The sequence below is a fragment of the Streptomyces drozdowiczii genome (assembly GCF_026167665.1).
GTDB classification, from domain to species: domain Bacteria; phylum Actinomycetota; class Actinomycetes; order Streptomycetales; family Streptomycetaceae; genus Streptomyces; species Streptomyces drozdowiczii_A.
On the sequence record NZ_CP098740.1, the window covers coordinates 7,203,995 to 7,223,824 of the forward strand.

The 19,830-nt window shown below is 70.8% G+C and carries 13 protein-coding genes and 3 pseudogenes; 11 read left to right on the plus strand and 5 right to left on the minus strand.

The genetic code is table 11. From position 1 onward, the window contains the following. Positions 1-36: 36 nt before the first annotated feature. Complete coding sequence (locus tag NEH16_RS32545) at positions 37-843, minus strand: AfsR/SARP family transcriptional regulator (protein WP_265546745.1); 807 nt, start codon at positions 841-843, stop codon at positions 37-39. 351 nt (positions 844-1,194) lie between these two features. Continuing rightward, positions 1,195-1,779, minus strand: a complete 585-nt coding sequence (locus NEH16_RS32550; protein WP_265546746.1) for a ScbR family autoregulator-binding transcription factor — start codon at positions 1,777-1,779, stop codon at positions 1,195-1,197. 443 nt (positions 1,780-2,222) lie between these two features. On the opposite strand from NEH16_RS32550, the gene NEH16_RS32555 reads away from it, so the two are divergent. Then, complete coding sequence (locus NEH16_RS32555) at positions 2,223-3,179, plus strand: ScbA/BarX family gamma-butyrolactone biosynthesis protein (RefSeq protein ID WP_265546748.1); 957 nt, start codon at positions 2,223-2,225, stop codon at positions 3,177-3,179. Positions 3,180-3,392: 213 nt separating this feature from the next. Here NEH16_RS32555 and tpg read toward each other — a convergent pair whose 3' ends face one another. Together tpg and tap are read right to left on the minus strand one after the other, a co-directional pair. Then, positions 3,393-3,947, minus strand: a complete 555-nt coding sequence (gene tpg, locus NEH16_RS32560; RefSeq protein WP_073969587.1) for a telomere-protecting terminal protein Tpg — start codon at positions 3,945-3,947, stop codon at positions 3,393-3,395. A gap of 12 nt (positions 3,948-3,959) precedes the next feature. Continuing rightward, a complete protein-coding gene (gene tap, locus NEH16_RS32565; protein ID WP_265547476.1) occupies positions 3,960-6,107 on the minus strand; it encodes a telomere-associated protein Tap in 2,148 nt (715 codons plus the stop codon). A gap of 544 nt (positions 6,108-6,651) precedes the next feature. Here tap and NEH16_RS32570 point away from each other — a divergent pair. From NEH16_RS32570 to NEH16_RS32585, 4 genes and pseudogenes are all read left to right on the plus strand, one after another. Further along, positions 6,652-7,767 carry a bifunctional DNA primase/polymerase gene (locus NEH16_RS32570; RefSeq protein ID WP_276103097.1) on the plus strand — a complete coding sequence of 372 codons (1,116 nt, stop codon included), beginning with the start codon at positions 6,652-6,654 and terminating at the stop codon, positions 7,765-7,767. Positions 7,768-7,784: 17 nt separating this feature from the next. After that, positions 7,785-9,271 (plus strand): annotated as a pseudogene (locus NEH16_RS32575) (DNA primase family protein). Beyond that, positions 9,268-9,660, plus strand: a complete 393-nt coding sequence (locus tag NEH16_RS32580) for a DUF6009 family protein (RefSeq protein ID WP_073969590.1) — start codon at positions 9,268-9,270, stop codon at positions 9,658-9,660. The pseudogene NEH16_RS32575 and the gene NEH16_RS32580 overlap by 4 nt, the downstream one beginning before the upstream one ends. A 113-nt stretch (positions 9,661-9,773) precedes the next feature. Then, positions 9,774-11,270 (plus strand): FAD-dependent monooxygenase, encoded by a 1,497-nt coding sequence (locus NEH16_RS32585; protein WP_265546751.1) that lies wholly within the window; start codon positions 9,774-9,776, stop codon positions 11,268-11,270. 30 nt (positions 11,271-11,300) lie between these two features. On the opposite strand, the gene NEH16_RS32590 is transcribed toward NEH16_RS32585, so the two are convergent. Then, on the minus strand, positions 11,301-11,972 hold the full coding sequence (locus NEH16_RS32590) for a ScbR family autoregulator-binding transcription factor (RefSeq protein WP_073969592.1): 672 nt from the start codon (positions 11,970-11,972) through the stop codon (positions 11,301-11,303). 125 nt (positions 11,973-12,097) lie between these two features. Between NEH16_RS32590 and NEH16_RS32595 the strand changes: the two genes are divergently transcribed. From NEH16_RS32595 to NEH16_RS32620, 6 genes and pseudogenes are all read left to right on the plus strand, one after another. Then, complete coding sequence (locus tag NEH16_RS32595) at positions 12,098-12,964, plus strand: NAD(P)H-binding protein (RefSeq protein ID WP_265546752.1); 867 nt, start codon at positions 12,098-12,100, stop codon at positions 12,962-12,964. A gap of 688 nt (positions 12,965-13,652) precedes the next feature. Continuing rightward, the gene (locus NEH16_RS32600) at positions 13,653-14,678 is read left to right on the plus strand and encodes a bifunctional DNA primase/polymerase (RefSeq protein WP_265547477.1); all 1,026 of its coding nucleotides are present in this window, start codon (positions 13,653-13,655) and stop codon (positions 14,676-14,678) included. After that, complete coding sequence (locus NEH16_RS32605) at positions 14,675-16,213, plus strand: DNA primase family protein (protein WP_073969595.1); 1,539 nt, start codon at positions 14,675-14,677, stop codon at positions 16,211-16,213. Before NEH16_RS32600 ends, NEH16_RS32605 begins: the two co-directional genes overlap by 4 nt. A 123-nt stretch (positions 16,214-16,336) precedes the next feature. Then, positions 16,337-16,720 carry a DUF6009 family protein gene (locus tag NEH16_RS32610; RefSeq protein ID WP_073969596.1) on the plus strand — a complete coding sequence of 128 codons (384 nt, stop codon included), beginning with the start codon at positions 16,337-16,339 and terminating at the stop codon, positions 16,718-16,720. Between the two features lie 213 nt (positions 16,721-16,933). Continuing rightward, positions 16,934-18,171, plus strand: a pseudogene (locus NEH16_RS32615) (ParA family protein). Next, positions 18,168-18,877 (plus strand): annotated as a pseudogene (locus tag NEH16_RS32620) (ParB/RepB/Spo0J family partition protein); the annotation flags it as partial. The pseudogenes NEH16_RS32615 and NEH16_RS32620, both read left to right, overlap by 4 nt. Between the last annotated feature and the right edge of the window lie 953 nt (positions 18,878-19,830).

Genomic DNA, 19,830 nt, shown 5'->3' on the forward strand with positions numbered 1-19,830 from the left:
ATGACGTGCCCTCCCTCAGCCGGTACGGCTGCCCTCTCAGGCGAGCCGTACTCCGCTCGCCCCCGCGACGCCCTCGGGCCGTGCCATGAGGATGGAGCGCTGCAACTTGGCCAGCGCGGGCGAGGGTTCGAGCCCGAGCGTGCGGACCAGCGTGGACCGCAGCCGCTGGTAGGCGTCCAGCGCCTCGCCGCGCCGCCCGGAGCGGTAGAGGGCCAGCATGTACTGGCCGCACAGGCTCTCATGGGTGGAGTACCGGCTGAGCAGGACGGTGAGTTCGGAGAGCAGTTCGCGGTGGCGGCCCAGCTTGAGATCGGCCTCGATGCGCTGGTCCAGGGCACAGAGCCGGCTCTCCTCCAGCCGCTTGATCTGGGTGTCCAGGTGCGGCCCGGTGTGTACGTCGGCGAGCGCCGGACCGGTCCACAGGGCCAGCGCCTCACGGAGCAGCCGGGCGCCCTCGGGAAAGTCCTCGGCGTCCATGGCCCGGTATCCCATGCCGGCCAGCCGCTCGAACTCCTGCACGTCGTGGCCGCCTTCGCCGCCCTTGAGTAAGTAGCCTCCGGGAACGGTGAGCAGGACGTCCTTGGCGGTGCGGGTGTCGTCGCCGTGCTGTTCGAGCGCGGCGGTGATCAGTTCGCGCAGTTGGAGGATGTAGGTCTGGAGCGTGGGCCGGGCGCTGCGCGGCGGCTCGCTCCCCCACAGCTCCTCGGTGAGCGTGCCCACGGGCACCACCTCGTCGGCGTGCAGGGCCAGCAGGGCAAGCACCTGCCGGGGCTTGGGCGCGGTCGGTGTGATCGAAGTGCCCATTTCCCGCACGGCGAGCGTGCCGAGTACGTCGATGTCCACGCGGTCTCCCCGTCATCCCCCGGCCGCCGGAACGGCCCGGAACTTCTGCTGACGGAACGATTTAAAAACAGCACGAGCGGTATGTCAATACCAAACCGTGCGCCCTGTTTGCTCTCGTGTGGAGCGCCAGCGATCCTTGAGGCACGGTCACCTTGATCCGATAAGTTTCCCCAAAAGCGGACAAAGAGCAGGGGGTTGGAGGTCCCGGAAGGACCCGGACCCCACCACCAGGCGCCCGAATTACCAGACCGGGTGGACTGTTTTACGAGGAGGGAGGCGTGCCGATGACACGACGGCGAGGGTCGGCAAGGTACGCGGAAGCGCCCCGCCACCTCCGGTGGCCCGACGGCCCTACTCCGCCGGGCTCAGCCTCGGCAGCGCGAACGACCACAGCTGGACCAGCCGCTCCGCGGACCGCCAGTACCGGTCGACCGCGCCCAGGGTCTCCAGGCCGAGCGTCGCCGCCACGATGACCACCGCCGCGTCCTCGGCCGAGACGTCCTCGGCCAACTCCCCGTCGGCGCGGGCCTGGACCAGGGCGTCGCGCACCCACTCGTACCACCAGTCGTGCAGCTTGGCCTCGCTCTTGCGCGAGGGGTCGCCGCCCAACCGGAAGCCCGCGCGCACGACCGGGTCGTCGGTGACCGCGTCCATCAGCCGGCCCACGGCGGCGACGAGCCCCGGGAGCCGGCCGCCCTCGGCGGTAAGCGCGCTCTCCTCGGTCAGCGCGAGGGCGGACTCCGCGGCGGCGTCCTCCACGGCGGCCGCCAGCGCGTCCTTGTTGGGGAAGTGGAAGTGCAGGGCGCCCGAACTCACGCCTGCCCGGCCGCTGATGACCGGGAGCGTCGCCATCGCGTACCCGTCGGCGCCGAAGACCTCCGCCGCGGCCGAGATGAGGGCCTGACGCGTCACAGCCGCCCGCGCCTGCTTCACCATCGTGTCCTCCTCCGGGCGGGGCGGGGAACCGCGGCGCAAAGCCGTCCGATTCACCCTGGATTCTCCATACTGACTCGTGCGCACCCTAGCAAACCGCACGGCTGGTTGGTTTAGCTGCCGACGGGCACCAGTTGGTTTCTCCAGTCGTTCTCTCCGAAAAATGCACCGTGAACCAACAAAAGAAACCGTCCGATAGGTTTCTTCCTGAGCCGATGAAAGCGGTGACGGCGGGCAACGCAAGGGAGGCATGCGCCTTATGTCGCTTTTCTACCTCATCACGAAGGGCCAACTGCGCGCTCGTGGACCTGAAACGGAACCTGATATTCAAGTAAACGCTTGACTCTTGGTAAAGTCTTTACTTTTGGCCCGATTGAAGAAAACCGGTAGGTCCGTATCTTAAGTGGCGTCGCCGAACACAGGTTTCAAGTCCAGACGGGGGCCCCATGAGTCTCACCACTGCTGAAGCCAGAACCGCACTCCCGGCCGCACCGCGGCTGACCAGCACGGTCGCGAAGGAGTACGTACACCGCGACTCCGTCGCGGAGGTGTTCCTCACCGGCTGCGACTCGCGGGACGGGATGAACTTCGCACTGACCGGCCAATGGCCCCGCGCCCACACCATGTTCCGGAGCCAGGACGGCACGAGCCACGACCCGCTCCAGATCGCCGAAACGTTCCGGCAGGCAGGCATCTACGTCTCCCACGTCGAGCTGGGCGTACCGCTGGGCCACAACTTCGTCATGTCGAGCATCACGTACACGGCCGACCCGGAGAACCTGCTCATCGCCTCGGGCCCCACCGACTTCGACCTCGACACCCGGTGCACGGACATCGTCCGGCGCAGAGGTATCGCCAGCCGCGTCGCCTTCGAGTTCGCGCTCCGCCGGGGCGGTCGCTCCCTGGCGGGCGGCACGGGGCAGATCTCCGTGATCCCGCCGGCCGTCTACAACCGGTTACGCCAGAACAGCGCCGCCCAACCGCCCCTCACCGAGCCGCACCCGGCCCGCAATCCGCTTCCTCCGGCCATGGTCGGCCGGCCGTTCACCACGGACGTCGTGCTCTCCCCCGCCCCCGGCGCCGCACCCGGCGGCAGCCCGCGCTGGCTGCTCACCCCGGACCTCGACCACCCGATCCTCTTCGACCACAAGGGCGACCACGTGCCCGGCATGGTCCTGCTCGAAGCGGCCCGGCAGGCCGCCTGCGCCGTGATGGCGCCCCGGACGTTCACCCCGGCCGCCGCCGCCAACGACTTCCACCAGTACGCCGAACTCGACCGGCCCTGCTGGATCGAGGTGACCCGGGTCGAGCACGAATCCGGCAACATGGTCACCGTGGAGGTCACCGGCCACCAGGACGGCAAGAACGTCTTCACCTCGGTGCTGACCGGCCCGGTCGACTAGGCGGCCCCGCCCGCCGCCCGGACCCCACCCTCGTACCGCCTTGGGTCGCTGACCCGCCCGCGCGAGATCATCGCAGGTCACGCCCGCACACGCCGCACCACAGCGACCGAAGCGACCGAAGAACCCGCTCGCGCCCGTACGCGGAAGGCCGCCCCCACGAGAGGGCCGCGCCTTCCGCGTACGGGCGCGTCGAACGGCCCCGCCCGACGCCCGTCAGAGGTCGAAGGCCACATGCTCCAGGTCGGTGTACTCCACGAGCAGCCCCTGCGCCCGGCGCCCGCCGTCCTTGAAGTAGATCTCCTGCAAGCCCTCGGCCGCGACCTCCTGGAGCTGCCGGTCGCTGCCGCCCTGCTCCCGGAGTTCGAAGAGCCGGGCCGCGTACGTGGGCGGGAGCGCCACGGTGAGGTGGCGCAGCCGGGCGTCGTCGGTGGAGCCGGGCGCCGCCGTGTATCCGAACCGGGCCCGGGTGTCGATGACGATGCCCCCGGTGGTGGCCGCCGCCTTGCGGGCCTTCGCCTGGATCTGCGGCTGCCAACGCCGCTTGACCTCGCGGTCCAGGCGGGCGGCCAGATCCGGACGGGGCTTCTTCAGCTGGTTGCGTACGTACCGCTCGACCGTGCGCTGGGTGATCCCCAGCAGTTCGGCGGCGGCCCTGGTGCCCTTGAGCTGCTTGACGAGGTACCGCATCTGCGCACCGGCCGACTTGGGCGCGGGCCGGGTGAACGCCCGCTGGACCGCCTCGTCGAGACCTTCCCCGACCGTGTTCATCGGCTGGTTCCCCTACTCTCCGTCGTCCTTGGCGGTGACCGCGCCGTCCTTGATGTACCGGGCCAGGTTGAGCTCCGGACCGTACTCCTCCCGGACGGCTTCCGCCCACAGCGTGGTCTGCGAGCCCTCGTGCTTCACCATTCCCGGACTGACCCCGAGCCGGAAGCCCCCGGGCAGCGGCTTTCCGTCCCGGTACGGCAGGAAGTCCAGCGGGGAGGGCCCGTCCGAGGCGTAGACCGCGCAGTCGGAGAGCACGGCGACCGGGTACTGGCCGGTCGCGGCCGCCATCCGGACCATCTTGCGGTGCATGTTGATCCGGGCCCGCGAGATGACGGCGGCCCGGATGTCGGGACGCCAGGTCGGCCGGCTCAGCGCGGGCCACGGCTTGCCGGGCCGCCAGCCACCGCCGCGCGGCCGTTCCCGCAGCTTGCCGATGCCTCCCTTGACGGTCGCCTTGATCGCCGACAGGACGACCGCCAGCTGAGGATCACGGTCCCGGTACCCCTCCATCGCCGCCAGGAACGCGTCGGGCGCCAGACCCTCCCCCACGCCCAGGTCCGCCATGGTCGCCACGTACGCGTCGCGCAGCCGCTTGTACCAGCCGTCCAGATAGCGCCCGTTGGCCGGTCGCACCCACGCCTCCACGGGCGCGACCTCGTAGCCGAGCTCCACCGCGTACGCCACGGTCGGCGTCGCGTACCAGGCGGGGCCCTCCGGGCGGTCACCCTTCGGCGTGAACGGGCTCGGCAGCAGATCGCCGTCGAGCCGCCGCCACTGCTTGCCGATCACGACGTGGGACGGGTCGACGTGCGACAGGTCGACCAGCCAGGAGCCGGGCAGCGCCGGGTCGAACACGGGGCTGTCGACATGCACGGGCGCCTCCAGGCCGACGACCGCGCCGTTCGCGGCGGCACCGAAGGCGAGGTTGACGTCGATGCCGACCAGATGCCGCTTCAGGCACTCGTCATCCGTGAGGGGCCGCGCCCAGTCGTACGCCTCCTCGAACAGCATCTCGGCCGGGCCGCGCTGGTGAAAGCGGGGCAGATCGGCGAGGAGCGGATGCCCGTCGGGCGCCTCGCAAGGGGCGCACTCGACGGGCTCGGACCCCAGCGAGCCGGGGTTGCGCTCGCTGTGCCGCTTGCCGTCCGCGTCCGGCGCGCTCGCCCGGGTCGGCGGGTGCAGCGACGTCATGAGTTCGAGCCCGGTCACGGCGGTGGAGCCCCGGGGCGTCATCACGCGCGAGGCGTACGTCCCCAGCAGCCGTACGAGTTCGGCCGGCGGAAGCTGCGAGGCGCCGTTCCAGTGGCGGACGTCGAGCGCGTGCCAGGCCGGGACGCAGAGCTGGACGCAGCTGCGGCGCGCGCCCCGGGCGGGCCGGTAGATCCGGGCCCACGGGCCGAACCCGCGCCGGGTCAGCTTCCACTCCGCCCGCGCCAGCTGCTTGAGCACCTTGTGGTCCTCCGGCAGCCTCCCGGCCAGGCCCTCCTCCCGCGAAAGCCGTACGGGCAGCCCGAACCGCTCGCAGGCGGCCTCGGTGAGGACGAGCAGCGGATCGGCGTCCTGCCCGCTGGGGTGCAGCCGCTCGGCACCTAGGCGCGCCTCGCCCAGCGTCCATTCGACCAGGGCGGGCAGCGACTTGGCGGGCACGTCGAGCACCAGGCCGCCCACGCAGTACGCGAACACGTCACCGCCTTCCACGTCGACCACGGCGAGCGGCCCGTGCTCGTACGGGGAGGCGTTGCCCTCGGACGTACGGGGTACGGGGACGGGGTCGGCGGGCCTGGGGGTGGCGGGCTCCACGGCGGCGGGTGCGGCGGGCTCGGTTTCGGCGACCTCGGCGGGCTCCACGACCTCGTCCGGCTCCGCAGGCTCGACGGCTTCCTCGGCAGGCGCGGCCGCCTCCTCCGGGTACCGTGCGGCAAGCCCTTCGAGCAGCCGTGCGTACGCAGCCCGCTTCGGCGGCCGGGGTTCGCTGCGCCCCGACTCCCAGTTGCCGACCGACTCACGGCGGCTCTTCAGCGCCTTCGCGACCTGGTCCTGGCTCAGCCCGGCGGCCTCGCGCAGCCGCTTGCGTTCCGCCGGCGGCGGCAGCGGGTCCTGCGCGATCTGCTCCAGCAGCGCGTCGACCGCGCTGAACAGCACCTGCTCCTCGTGGGACAAAACGATCACCTCGTGCGCCACCCTATCGAACCGCTCACCGGAACACTCGTGGATGTCGCACGGATTGCGCATGCCGGGCAGGCGGGCCAGATGTCACTGGAACCGGGATTCAGCCCGGCTAGAGACGACCGGACTGTTTTCCCGCATCCCGCGACCGGACCGGAGCGACCGGAATCCCGCTCGGTAGCTGAACGGTCGGAACGAGAACCGCAGGTCACACGCTTGACCGGAGTGCTGAGCGACCCAAGCGACCCATGGGTCAGATATATGCGGCCATTGGCGTGTGCGCGCGTGTGCGTCATATATAGAAAGCTTCGGTCGCTTCAGTCGCTTTTCCCTCGGTCGTACGGCTGTGAACTGCGAGTTCACGAACACCGCAGGGAGCGACCGAGTGACCGGGCCCCCGCGCGGCCCGGTCACTGAGTAGCTGCGGGCACGTTTCGATGCGCACATCAGTTCTGCCGCATGGGCCTCTACTCCCCCAGGGGGTTCGCTAATCTGATTTTGCGAGTTGAGTCGCTTCAGTCGCTGATGGGGGAAGTGAATGGCAGCTGAACTGCGGGTCTCGCGCGGCGACTCACGGCAGTTCACGGGGACTGAGCCGGTCGCCGCGCAGCCTCGGACAACCGCGTGGTGGTGCGCGCGCCAGGGATGGCCGGTTCATCCTCTTGCGCCGGGCCGCAAGACACCGGTGGCCAACTGCGAGGCATGCCGCCGCCCGGACCACGACCGCACCCGGTGCGGCTGTCTGCGTGCGGGCCGCTGGTGCCACGGGTTCCACGCGGCGACGCTCGACCTCGACCGGATCGGCCAGTGGTGGGGCATCCGCCCGGACCTCGGGGTCGGCGTGGCCACCGGCCCGGCGGGCCTCGTCGTCATCGACATCGACGCGCACGCCCGCGAACTCCCGCGCCGCGAACGCCTGTTGCCGGGCGTCGGGATATCCCCCGGGATCGACCTCACCGGCTTGGCCGACGGCTTCCACACCCTGGGCCTGCTGGCCGCCCTGCGCGGCGCCACCAGCCCCGCGGACGACGCGTCCACGCTCCGGGTCCGCACCCCGTCGGGCGGGATGCACGTCTGGTACCGGAACGACGGCGGCCACCGCTGGCAGTGCTCGGCCGGTTCGGGCAGCGGCCGGGCCCTCGCCTGGCAGGTCGACGTCCGGGCGCACGGCGGCTACATCGTCGCGCCGGGCACCGTCACCGAGACCGGGACCTACCGCCCGCTCGGAGCCGTACGCACCCCCGCCCCGCTGCCCGCCTGGCTCGCCCGGGAGCTCCAGCGCACCGGCCACCTGCCCACCAGCCCCACGCCGGGCCCCAGACCCGTGCCGCCCCGGGCCCGGCAGGCGGTGCTCGCGGCCGGCGGCCGGTCCGACGCACCGGGCGGGCGCCTGCTGACAGGGCTCCTCGCCGAGGTCGCCGGCTGCGCCTCCGTCCCCGAGGGCGCAGCGTTCTCCGAGAAGCTGAACCGGGCCGCGTACACGGCGGGCGGTCTGGTCGCCGCCGGACATCTCACCGAGGACGAGGCCGTACGAGCCCTGCGCGAGGCCGCCGGACTGGCCCGCCCGGACCAGGATCGGCGCAGCGTCGCCATCATCCGGGGCGGGCTGGGCGCGGGGCGGCTGCGGCCGCTGGCCCTCGGGGGGCGCGCGTGAACGCGGACCAGGACAGAGTGCTCCCCTCGCCCTCCTTCGACGTACGGGCCGTGGCCGCGCAGATCCTCGCCCAGCCCGTACCGCAGCCCCGGCAGCGCGAGGACGCCGCCACGCCGTACGCCACGGCGGACGGGCTGCTGCCCGACACCCTCACCGACCGGGGCAACGCCAAGCTGTTCGTCAGGCTCTACCGCAACGACTACCGGCATGTGCCCGGCATGGGCTGGTTCCGCTGGGACGGCACCCGCTGGCAGTTCGACGAGGACGACACCGTGATGTGGTCGGCGGGCGACCTGGCGGAATCCCTGGCCACCACCGACCCGCGCGGCGTCTTCACCCCCGCCGCGCTCCAGCAGCACCGCAGGCGCACGCTCAGCACGAGCGGGATGAACGCGATGCTGACCCAGGCCAGGTCCGCGCCGGGCATGGTCCTCAACGCGGCGCTCCTGGACGCCGATCCGTACGCGCTGTGTACTCCGGCGGGCGTGGTGGACCTGCGTACCGGCTTCATCCGTCCCGCCGAGCCCACCAAGGACTTCCACTCCCGCTCCACCTCGGCGGCCCCCGGGCGATGCCCACACCGCGCTGGGACCGCTTCCTGGCCGACACCTTCGGCGAGGGCCCGGACGGCGAGGAGATGATCTCCTTCCTCCAGCTGCTGCTCGGCTACTCCATCACCGGCGACGTCGGCGGCCAGGTCATGCCGTTCCTGTTCGGCTCCGGCAAGAACGGCAAGTCCGTGCTGCTGGACGTCCTGATGAAGCTCCTGCGGGACTACGCGGACGCGGCGCCGCCCGGCTTCCTGATGTCACGCCCGTACGAGGGCCACCCCACGGACCTCGCCGAACTGCACGGCCGGCGGGTCATCGTGTGCAGCGAGGTCAAACCGGGCGACCGCTTCGACGAGGCCCGGGTCAAGCTCCTGACCGGCGGCGACCGGATCAAGGCCCGCCGGATGCGCCAGGACTTCTTCAGCTTCGAACCGACCCACAAGATGTGGCTGCTGGGCAACCACCGCCCCGAAGTCGGCACGGGCGGCTTCGCGTTCTGGCGGCGCATGCGCCTCATCCCGTTCGAACGCGTCGTCTCGGACCACCGCAAGATCGACAACCTGGCGGACATCCTGGTCACCCAGGAGGGGCCGGGCATCCTCAACTGGCTGATCGAGGGCGCCCGCCGCTACCTGGGCGGCGACAAGGACCTCTCGGGGCCGGAACGGGTGCGGATCGCGACGAACGTGTACGCGGAGACCGAGGACCACACCGGGCGGTTCGTCGGCGAGACCTGCCGGCTCGACACCGGTCTCCGGGCCGAACAGGCCCAGCTCTACGCGGCGTACAAACGCTGGTGCCAGAATGAGGGCGTTCCGGCGATTTCGTCGCGAGCCTTCGCGGCGCACATCCGCGAAGTGGTGGGGCTGGCATCACCCAAGGAAATGATCTTTTCCAACCAGCGCAAGTACTACCCGGGCATCGGCCTGCTCGCGGACGAGGAGACAGTATGAGCGCCCTCATCGCAGAAGACGAGATCGTCCACGAGGTCGAGCTCGTGTGGCTCGAGGACATCAGCGCGCTCGACTACGTCCGCCAGAGCCTGGACCGCCTCCCGACCCGCCGGGGAAAGCCCGCCTACCACCGCGACGGAAGAATGGTCGGCTACGCCCTCCTCGGCCCGAAGGCCAAGCCGTCGCGCTCCTCCGGCACCTTCCGGCGCCGGGTGTTCTGGCTGCTCCCCCACGACCGGGACACCGAGCCCGACGGGCTCTACGCGCGGGGCGCACCGGCCGAGGCCGTGGACGTACGGACGCTGGCGCCGGGCACGAAGGGCCACAAGACCGAGCGCTCCGAGGGCGGCCCGATGTCCTCGGCGGCCGCCCGGGAACTTCAGCCGTAGCGGTATGCCTACGGCCCTTCCCGGGCCGGATCCCTGCCAGGATGGCCAATAAACAGCACGCCCGGTATATTTCTGCGCGTCGGGGGACAATCGCGGACAGGGAGGGCGCCGCCGTGCAGGGGGAACGTCTCATCCAGGCCCAGGTGCTCGTCGCGGGCGGCGGACCCGTCGGCATGCTCGTGGCCGCCGAACTCTCCGCGTACGGCGTCGACACCGTACTGCTCGAACCCAGGACCGAGGTCTCCGACCAGCCCAGGGCGACCACACTGCACGCCCGCGCGGTGCAGTCCCTGGCCCGCCGGGGCCACCTCCCGGGGCCGCCCCCACCCTCGTACGCCGCCGAACCCACCACCAGCGCCTTCCACTTCGCTGGGCTTCCCGGCCTGACCATCACCGCTCCCCCGGACGAACCGGAACCGGTCCTCAAGTGCCCCCAGGCCGTCCTGGAACGCCATTTGGAGAGCCGGGCGCGCGTCGCCGGGGCCCGCATCCTGCGCGGCCACCGCCTCACCGACGCCGTCCAGGACGAGGACGGCGTACGGATCACGGCCGAGGGCCCCGAAGGGCCGGAGGTCTTCCGCACGAGGTATCTGGTCGGGGCGGACGGCGCCCGCAGCACGGTCCGCGCCCGGGCGGGCATCGAGTCCGACACCTTTCCAGCGACGGTGTCCGCGCTGATGGGGACCGTCACCCTGGCCGATCCGGGGTCCCTGCCCAAAGGCTGGCACCGCACCCCGCGCGGCTGGATCGTCGCCAAGCACGACGGCGACCGCACCCATCTGCGAACGCTCAACTGCGACGGCGCCCACCCGGACCGGCAGCGGCCCGTCACCCTCGACGAGCTGCGCCGCGAGGTGGCGCGCATCGCGGGCCGCGACATCGCGATGCACTCCCCGCACTGGCTGAGCCGCTTCAGCGACTTCGCCCGCCTGGCCCGCACCTTCGCCCGGGGCCGGGTCTTCCTCGTCGGCGACGCCGCGCACGTCCACTTCCCCATCGGCGGCCAGGGCCTGAGCACCGGCGTGCTCGACGCGCTGAACCTGAGCTGGAAGCTCGCCCTCGCGGTGCACGGCTCGGCGGGCCCCACTCTGCTGAGCAGCTACGACGCGGAACGCCGGCCGCTCGCCCGCCGCGTGCTCGACGGCACCCTGGCCCAACTCGCCCTGATGCGCCCGGGGCCCGAGGCGGACGCCCTGCGCACGATGTTCACCGGCCTGCTCGCGGACGAGGGCGGAAGCGGCCACCTCGGCAGCCTGATCAGCGCCCAGGACACCGTCCTGCCCGACCACACCGGCGCGGGCGGACCAACCGCGGGGACGTACCTCGGCAACACCGCGCTCAGCACCCCGGAAGGCGACACCGACATCATCCGCCTGCTGCACGACGGGCGTCCGCTCCTGCTGCTCCTGGGCGAGAAGGCGGACGAACACCGGGAGGAGGCCCGGGACTGGGCGGGCGTCCTGCGCACCGTGGAGGTGCGGCCCACACCGGTCGTGCCGTACGAAGCGGCGCTGCTGCGGCCCGACGGCTACCTCGCCTGGGTCCCCGGCGACGGCCGCCTGCGGCAGGTGCTGACGGCGTACTTCGGCCCGGGCGCCCCCGCCGGGTGAGACCGGCGGACGACGGGCGCCCCGCTGCTCTCAGCTCGCGGTCTCCAGGACATCGCGCAGCTCGGCGGCCTTCAGCGCCTCCGCGTACACCCGGGCACCCCGGGACTCGGACAGGTCCAGCGACGCCAGCACCGACGGCACCACCGCACTGGGCAGCAGATGACGCATCAGGGCGGACACCCGTACCACCAGGTCGCGGTACTCGCACACGGCCTGCGACATGGACTGGACACCGGCGAAGGAGCCCACGATGACCTCGGCCGTCTCCGGCGGCGAGATGTGCGGCAGCAACTCGCCCTGGGCCTGCGCCTGCTGGAGCAGGTCGAGACCGACCTCGCCCCACCGCAGGAACGGGCCGCTGCGGTCGAGGTTCTGCGTCAGCTGGTCCATCGTGAGCCGGACGCCCGCACGCACCATCGGATCGGTCTGGAGCCGGTGCGCCTGGAGCATCACGACGTCCACGACCTCCTGCACCTTGGACGCGCGCATCGGCACGATGATGCGCTGGTCCTGCTCGGAGAGAACGCCCTGGGCCAGGTCTTCCTTGGAGTGGAAGTGGAAGTACAGCGCGCCCTTGGTCACCCCCGCCTCGGTGAGGATCTGGGAGATCGTGGCCGCTTGGTACCCGTGCTCCTCAAAGATCTTGGCAGCCGCCGAAAGAATCGTCTGCCGGGTACGGATGGCCCGCAGCTGCTCAGCCACTGAGTCTCCTCCCTCCTCGGGGTGATCGAACGTGGGGGGATAAATAAACCGTCCAGTTCGTATCTTACAGGCCGGCCTCCTCCCTCCGCCCTGGTCGGGGAAATGTCCGGCGGGAAAGGGAAACCATGATCCTCATCACGGGCGCAACCGGGACGATCGGCCGTGAAGTGCTTCAGCGTCTCCCCTCGGACCGGCCCGTACGCATCATGGCCAGACAGCCCGAGCGGGTCACCGGCGCCTCTCCGGCCGCCCGGATCGTCCACGGAGACTTCACGGACCCCGCTTCACTGACGGACGCTCTGCACAACGTCCACACCGCCTTCCTGGTCACGAATCCCGACGGCGGCGACGACACGCGCTTCCTGGGCCCGGCCCGCGCGGCCGGCGTCCGGCACATCGTCAAGCTCTCGGCGGCCGCTGTCACCGACCCGGCCGCCACCGACCTGATCACCCGTCGCCAGCGCCACAACGAGGACCTGCTGCGCGCCTCGGGCATCCGGTGGACCCTGTTGCGGCCGCGCGCCTTCATGTCCAACACCCTGTCCTGGGCCCGCTCGATCCGCTCCGGCCAGGTGGTACGGGCCCCGTACGGCAGCTCCGCCAACGCCTGCGTCGACCCGGGGGATGTCGCGGAGGTGGCCGCCCTGGCCCTCACCGGGCGAGGGCGGGACCACGCGTGCGGGGCCTACACCCTGACCGGCCCTCAGGCCCTGTCGGCCGCCGAGCAGACGGCCCAGCTCGCCGTGCTCCTCGGCCTGCCGCTGCGCTTCGAGGAGCTGAGCCCCCAGCAGGCCCGTACGGCCCTCGAAGCGCGCTACCCGACCAATATCGCCTCCGCCCTCCTGGAGAGCGCCAGACGGCAGCACAGCGGCTCCAAGGCGGGCGTGGACGCCACCCTCCCCGGCCTGCTCGGTCGCCCCGCCCGGACGTTCCGCGACTGGGCAGTCGACCACCTGGACGCGTTCCGGCCCAACTCCCCCGCCAGGGGCTAGGGGCTGGAGACCAGAGCCCTTCAGTCCCTCACCGTTCGGTCCCTCTTCAGTCCCTCCAGCAAAACCGCAGGTCAGAGGCTTACGCCCCCAAGAACCAGGGTCCAAAGGGACTGAAGGGACTCAAGGTTGGTAGTTATAAGCCAATTGCGGGTGTGCGTGTATGCGCACGCGCGTAGAACAACCCTATATATCCCTTTGTACCTACTACTCTGGTCCTGAAGCGCTGATAACTACCGACCTTGAGTCCCTTCAGTCCCTCCATTTTTCGCCCGCAAGCCCCTGACCTGCACTTTCGCCCGAGGGACCGAAGAGGGACCGAAACTTCCAGTCCCTCCGTTCCGCGTTCAGTCCCTCCCCTTCGGTCCCTCCCCACCGGACCCGGCATCCGGCCCGACACGCCGAGCCCGAACACGCAACGCCTCCCCGGACAAGGGACCGAAGGGACTCGCGGAACGAAGAGTCCCGCCCGCCGCTGGACGCCTGTTGTAGGCTCTGGTCCGAATCTGAAAACTCAGTCCCTTCAGTCCCTCAGCCTGGCGGCAGAACCGCTCTGACCTGGGCTTTCCCTGAAGGGACTGAATCGTTCAGGACTGGACAACCTGTTGGCTCCTCGGCAAGGACGATCAGCGTGCCGCGTCAAAGAGAGACCAGTGGCCCGCGCGCGGCGGGACCCACGAGTCCCTTCGACATGGCCCGGTGGTGCGCGGCGAACGGCTGGCCCGTCCACCCTCTGGCCGTCGGCCGCAAGACCCCCGCGGGCAACTGCCCGGACTGCCGCGAGGACCCCCACCGCCCGGCGGACTGCCCCTGCCTGCCCGCCGGCAAGTGGTGCCACGGCTTCCACGCCGCGACCACCGCCCCGGAGCGCCTGGCCGCCTGGTGGGGCGTCAACCCCGCACTCGGCGTCGGCGTCTCCTGCGGCCCGGCCGGCCTCGTCGTACTGGACATCGACGCACACAGCGCCGAAGTCCCCCACCGCGACCGGCTGCTGCCCGGCATCCCGATCCACGAGAGCGTCAACCTCACCGGCCTGGCCTCCGGCTTCGACACCCTCGCGCTCCTCGCCGCACTGCGCGGCCACCCCAGCCCCGCGGACGACGAAGCCACCCTGCGCGTCCGCACCCCGTCCGGCGGCCTCCACATCTGGTACCGCACCGCACCCGGCAGCCCGCCCTACCGCTCGTCCGTGGGCTCCAGCCCCAAGGTCGCCCTGGCCTGGCAGGTCGACGTCCGGGCCACCGGCGGCTACATCGTCACCCCGGCCACCCGGACCCGCTCGGGCACCTACACCCCCGTCGGCCCGACCCGCATGCCCGCCCCCCTGCCCGACTGGCTCGCCGCCGAACTCCAGCGCACCGGCCACACCCCGCGCCCCGAGCCCGTACGAGTCCCCGCCCCCCGCCCCGTACGCGCGACACGCCTCCCCCAGGGCACCCCGCGCGCGCTCCGGGTGCTCGAGCCCCTGCTGGCCGAGGTCCGGGCCTGTGCGGCGGCCGCCGAGGGCACCGCGTTCACCGAAAAGCTCAACCGGGCCGCCTACACCGCGGGCGGACTCGTCGCCGCCGGGCGCCTCGCCGAGCCCCGCGCCCAGCTCCTGCTCACCGAAGCGGCCGACGCCGCGCGCCCGCACCGCCACCGGCACAGCCTCACCGTCATCGCCTCAGCCCTGTCCGCCGGCGCAGCCCGCCCGCTCGATCCCGAAGGACGCCCATGAGCAGCGCCGACAGCAGCCCGCGCTTCGACGCCACTGCCGCAGCGCAGCAGATGCTCGCCCTGGAAGCCGAGGGCGGCCTCCCCGGCCTGCCCGCCCAGCAGAACGCCTCCGTGGTCAGCGAACCGGCCCCGCCCGAGGGCCGCCTGCCCTCCCTCCTGACCGACCGGGGCAACGCCAAGCTCTTCGCCGTCATGTTCGGCGACCAGTTCCGGCACGTCGAGGGCCTCGGCTGGTACCACTGGGACCAGTACCGCTGGAAGCGCACGGGCGGTGAGAAGGCCGCGGTGTGGGCGGCGGGCGACCTGGCCGAACAGATGCCTCCCACCGATCCCACCGGCCAGTTCACGGACCGGGAACTGCGCGCCCACCGCCGCCGGTCCATGTCGACCCCCGGCATCAAGGCCATGCTCACGCAGGCGAAGGCGTCCCCCGCCCTCGCCCTGGACCCGGACGTCCTGGACGGCGACCCCTACGCCCTGTGCACCCCGGCCGGCGTCGTGGACCTCCACACCGGGCACCTACGCAAGCCCGACCCCGAGGGCGACATGCACTCCCGGGCCACGAGCGTCGCCCCCGAGGAGACGCCCACCCCGCGCTGGCACCGCTTCCTGCACGACACGTTCGGCGACGACGCCAAGGGCGAGGAGACGATCCACTTCCTCCACCTGCTCCTCGGCTACTCCGTGACGGGCGACGTCGGCGCGCAGGTACTGCCGTTCCTGTACGGGACCGGCGCGAACGGCAAGTCCGTGCTGCTGGACGTGATGACGCAGATCCTCGGTGACTACGCGCAGGCCGCCCCGCCGGGCTTCCTCATGGAGAAGGGCAAGTTCTCCGAGCACTCCACCGAGCTGACGGAACTGCACGGTCGGCGTATCGTCGTCTGTTCGGAGCTCAAGCCGAACGACAAGTTCGACGAGTCCCGGGTCAAGCTGCTGACCGGCGGCGACCGCATCATGGCCCGCCGGATGCGCCAGGACTTCTTCAGCTTCAACCCGACCCACAAGCTCTGGCTGCTGGGCAACCACCGCCCCGAAGTCGGCACCGGAGGCCACGCGTTCTGGCGCCGCATCCGCCTCATCCCGTTCGAGCGAGTCGTCCCCGCCGCCCGCAAGATCGACAACCTCGCCAAGGAACTCGTCCAGAGCGAGGGCCCCGGCATCCTGCAATGGCTCATCGAGGGCGCCAAGCTCTACCTGGCCACCCGCGACCCGCTCGACGGCCCCGCCACGGTCCGCTCGGCCACCGCCGCCTACGCCACCACCGAGGACCACATCGGCCGCTTCCTCGCCGAGTGCTGCACCACCCACACCGCGGACCTCCGCGTCGAACAGGGCCTGCTGTACGCCGCGTACAGCAGCTGGTGCGGAGCCGGCGAAGGCATCCGTCCCGCCACGGCCCGTGCGTTCGCGACCCGGGTCCGTCAGGAACTCTCCCTCGCCTCGCCCGCCGACATGATGAAGTCCAGCGGCAAGAAGTACTACCCCGGCCTGGGACTCCTCACCGACGACGACTCCAGGACCGGCCATGCCTGACGTACGCACCGGGCACACACCCGCCGGTCCGGCCTACCATGAACACGGTGCCCCCACCAGGGAACGTGCTCACACCCACCCCGGCCTCCTCCCGGCCGGCCGACACACAAAGGGGCTGCAGCCATGAGCTCGCTGCTGAACGAGAGCGACCTCCACCACGAGAGCGCCGTGGTCTGGCTGGAGAACCCCGACAACCTCGACTACGTACGCCAGGCGCTCGACAAGACCACCCGCCGCCGCGGAAAGCCCCGCTACGAACGCGACGGACGCATGGTCGGCTACACCGAGCTGGAGGCCAACACCGAGGCCGACCCCGACAGCGGACTCCACCTGCGCCGGGTCTTCTTCCTGCTCCCCCACGACCGCGACGCCGACCCCGACGGCCCGTACCACGAGGGCGCACCCGGCGAGGCGGTCGACCCGAGCACCATCGAGCCGAAGCGCGTCGGGGACAAGACACCCCGCTCGCAACGCGGACTGGCCGCGACGGCGGAGACCGGCAGCTGAAGGGGCGGGCGGAGATTATTACGCCGTAATACTCCCCCTCCCGCCCCGTCGGCTTATTACGCCGTAATAACTGCCCCGCCCCTCCCTCAGCCCACCGAGCCCGGCTCCACGCACACCCAGGAGCCGGGCTCTTGAGCGTCCCTCAAACAAAAAACAGCCAGAACTAACGCGTCAATACGGAAAAGGATCATCGGAGTTAGTAAGGTGGCGGGCATGACTTCGCCCTCCCCCGGCGACCGCGAGAAGGTCGTCTCCAAGCTGCCCCCGGTCCTGCAACAAGACCTGAAGATCCGGGCCGCCCAGCACAGCATCGACATCCAGCACGCCGTCGAAGCGGGCATCGAGGCATGGCGGCGGCTCGGCTCCAACCTCTCCCCCATCGACACCGCCGGCGCCAAGTCCTTCGCCACCTTCCTGCCTGACGGCCAGTGGGACGGCTTCCGCGCCGACTGCGCATCCCGGGGTGTCTCCCTCATCCAGGGCCTCGCCCAGTCCGTCGTCATGTGGCTGGAGACGAACCCGGCGCCCACCGTCGTACGCCCCGAGCACCCGAAGCGCATCATCACCTGCAACCAGAAGGGCGGCGTCGGGAAGACCGCCATCGCCGCAGGCACCGGCGAAGCCCTCGCCGAGGACCCGGGCGCGCTCCACCCCGTCCGCATCTCCAAGCACTTCGCGGCCGCCCTCGCCGAGGACGCGGACCCCTCACCCCTCGACTACGAAGACCTCCCCGGTCTCGGACTGCGCGTCCTCCTCGTGGACTTCGACCCCCAGTGCCACCTCACCAAGCAGCTCGGCCACCAGCCGCTGCCCATCGAGGGCGACAGCCTGACCAAGCACATGGCCGGCGAGGCCAAGGGCCGGCTTGCCGACCTCGTCGTCCCCATCGAGGACCCCCGCTTCGGCGACCGCCTCCACCTGCTGCCCGCCTGCACCGACGCCTTCCTCCTGGACGTCAAGCTCTCCGGGGTCCGGGCCCGCGAAGCAGCCCTGGAACGCGCCCTGTCCGCCATCGAGGCCGACTACGACGCCGTCATCATCGACTGCCCGCCCAGCCTCGGCCTCAGCATGGACGCCGCCGCCTACTACGGCCGCCGCCGCCAGGGCGAGGCCCCGGGCAACTCCGGCGTGCTCGTCGTCGTCCAGGCCGAGGACAGCTCCGCCGACGCCTACGGACTCCTCACCTCCCAGATCGAGGACCTCCGCGACGACATGCACCTCGAACTCGACTACCTCGGCATCGTCGTCAACCACTACGACGCCCGCCGCGGCTACATCGCCACCTCGTCCCTCAACTCCTGGATGGACATAAAGGATCCGAGGGTCGTCGGAGTCATCGGTGATCTCAAGGAACAGAAGGAGGCCGTACGCGTGAAGCAGCCCCTGCTCGCCTACTCCCCCGCTGCGACCAGGCCGTCGGCCTGCGTGCCCTCGCCCGGGAGATCTCATGAGCAAGGCATCCCGGCTCGGCGCCGGCTCCTCCTTCGGCCAGACCCAGTCCATCAGCGCCCGCCGCGCCGCCATCAACCAGGTCGCAGCCGCCCCCACCGAGGGCGCCCCGCCCCGGTCGAGCTCCCCGTCGACATCATCAGCCTCAACCCCGACAACCCGAGGTCCGACCTCGGCGACCTCACCGACCTCGCCAACAGCCTCCGCGACCACGGCCAGAAGACCGCGATCAGCATCATGGGCCGCTTCGCCTACCTCGAAGGCAACCCGGACCGTGAGAACGACCTCGAACCCGGCACCAAGTACGTCGTCATCGACGGCAACTCCCGCCTCGCCGCCTCCCGCGAAGCCGGCCTCACCGAGATCAAGGTGATGCTGGACGACAAGCTGGGCAGCAACCCCGACGAGATACTGGAATCGGCCCTCGTCGCCAACATCCACCGCCAGGAACTCAACCACCTGGACGAGGCCAAGGCCCTCGAACAGCTCCTGAAGATCCACGGCACCCAGGAAGCCCTGGCCGCCCGCCTCCACCGCTCCCAGGGCTGGGTCTCCCAGCGCCTCGCGCTGCTGACCCTGACCCCGTCACTCAAGGAGAAGCTCCAGTCGGGCGAGGAATCCGCGGCCACGCTGCGCCTGGTCGGCAAGAAGAAGGCCGAGGAGCAGGAGGCCCACCTGGAGCACCTGAAGGCGACCAGGACCCAGAAGCCGCGCACCCCCAAGCAGAAGCGGCAGTCCCCCTCGGAGCCCCCGACCCGCTTGCCCTCGACCGACGCGTACACGTTGGCGAGCCTGATCATCGAAGAGCTCGACGTCGCATCCCGCCGCAAGCTCACCGAGCTGCTCGTCGACTTCAAGATCGAGGAGTCGAAGCGGATGAGGGCGGAGAAGTAGCCGCCGCACAGGGCTGGGTGCGCATTATTACGCCGTAATAATGCGCACCCAGCCCTTCGCTATTACGGCGTAATAACCGAGGCCGCCCCACACGGCGGCGGTGGCACGAGACGGTCACCGCACCGAGCAGGGGAATCCAGCGGGGGAGTACCTCACCCCAAGGGGCAGGAGTGCAACCGCTCCGCTGAGCGGGCTGAGGCCGAGCACGTAACCCGCACCTCAGCCGCTGAAGTCCATCGCCGCGCATGGGCACGCCGGCCCCAGTCGCCGGCCGCATTATTACGCCGTAATAATGCGCAGTAGGCGATCAGGGCGGGACCAGTACGACCACCCTTGCGGCTGGTTCGAGCTGGACCGCCCCAAGTCCTACCTGGTGCGCCTAGTGACCCGTGAGGCGCTCAACGCCCGCCGAGCGAGCGCACACTGGCGCGAGGAGGAGACGTCCTCACGATCGCCTTGATCTCGAAGGCAGTCGCGGAAGGGGCGTGCGTACCGAGTGTTGGCTCCGCTTTCCAAAAGGGTGACGTCGCCCCTGGCACGACGGAGTTGGCCGACCATCGGGTTGAACTCCTCCGGCCACTGGCTGAGTTCTGTTGAGGTTCAGAACAGGATGCTCAGCCGGTGGCGTCGAGGTTGGCCGTCTGCGCGGCGAACTTGGCTCGGCGTTGTTCGGTGAAGCGCCCGGGTTCGGCGGCTCGGATCTTGGGGACCGGCATGAGGGGGGAGGAGAGGTTGCCACCGGTGAGCAGGGGGTGCAGTTGATAGAG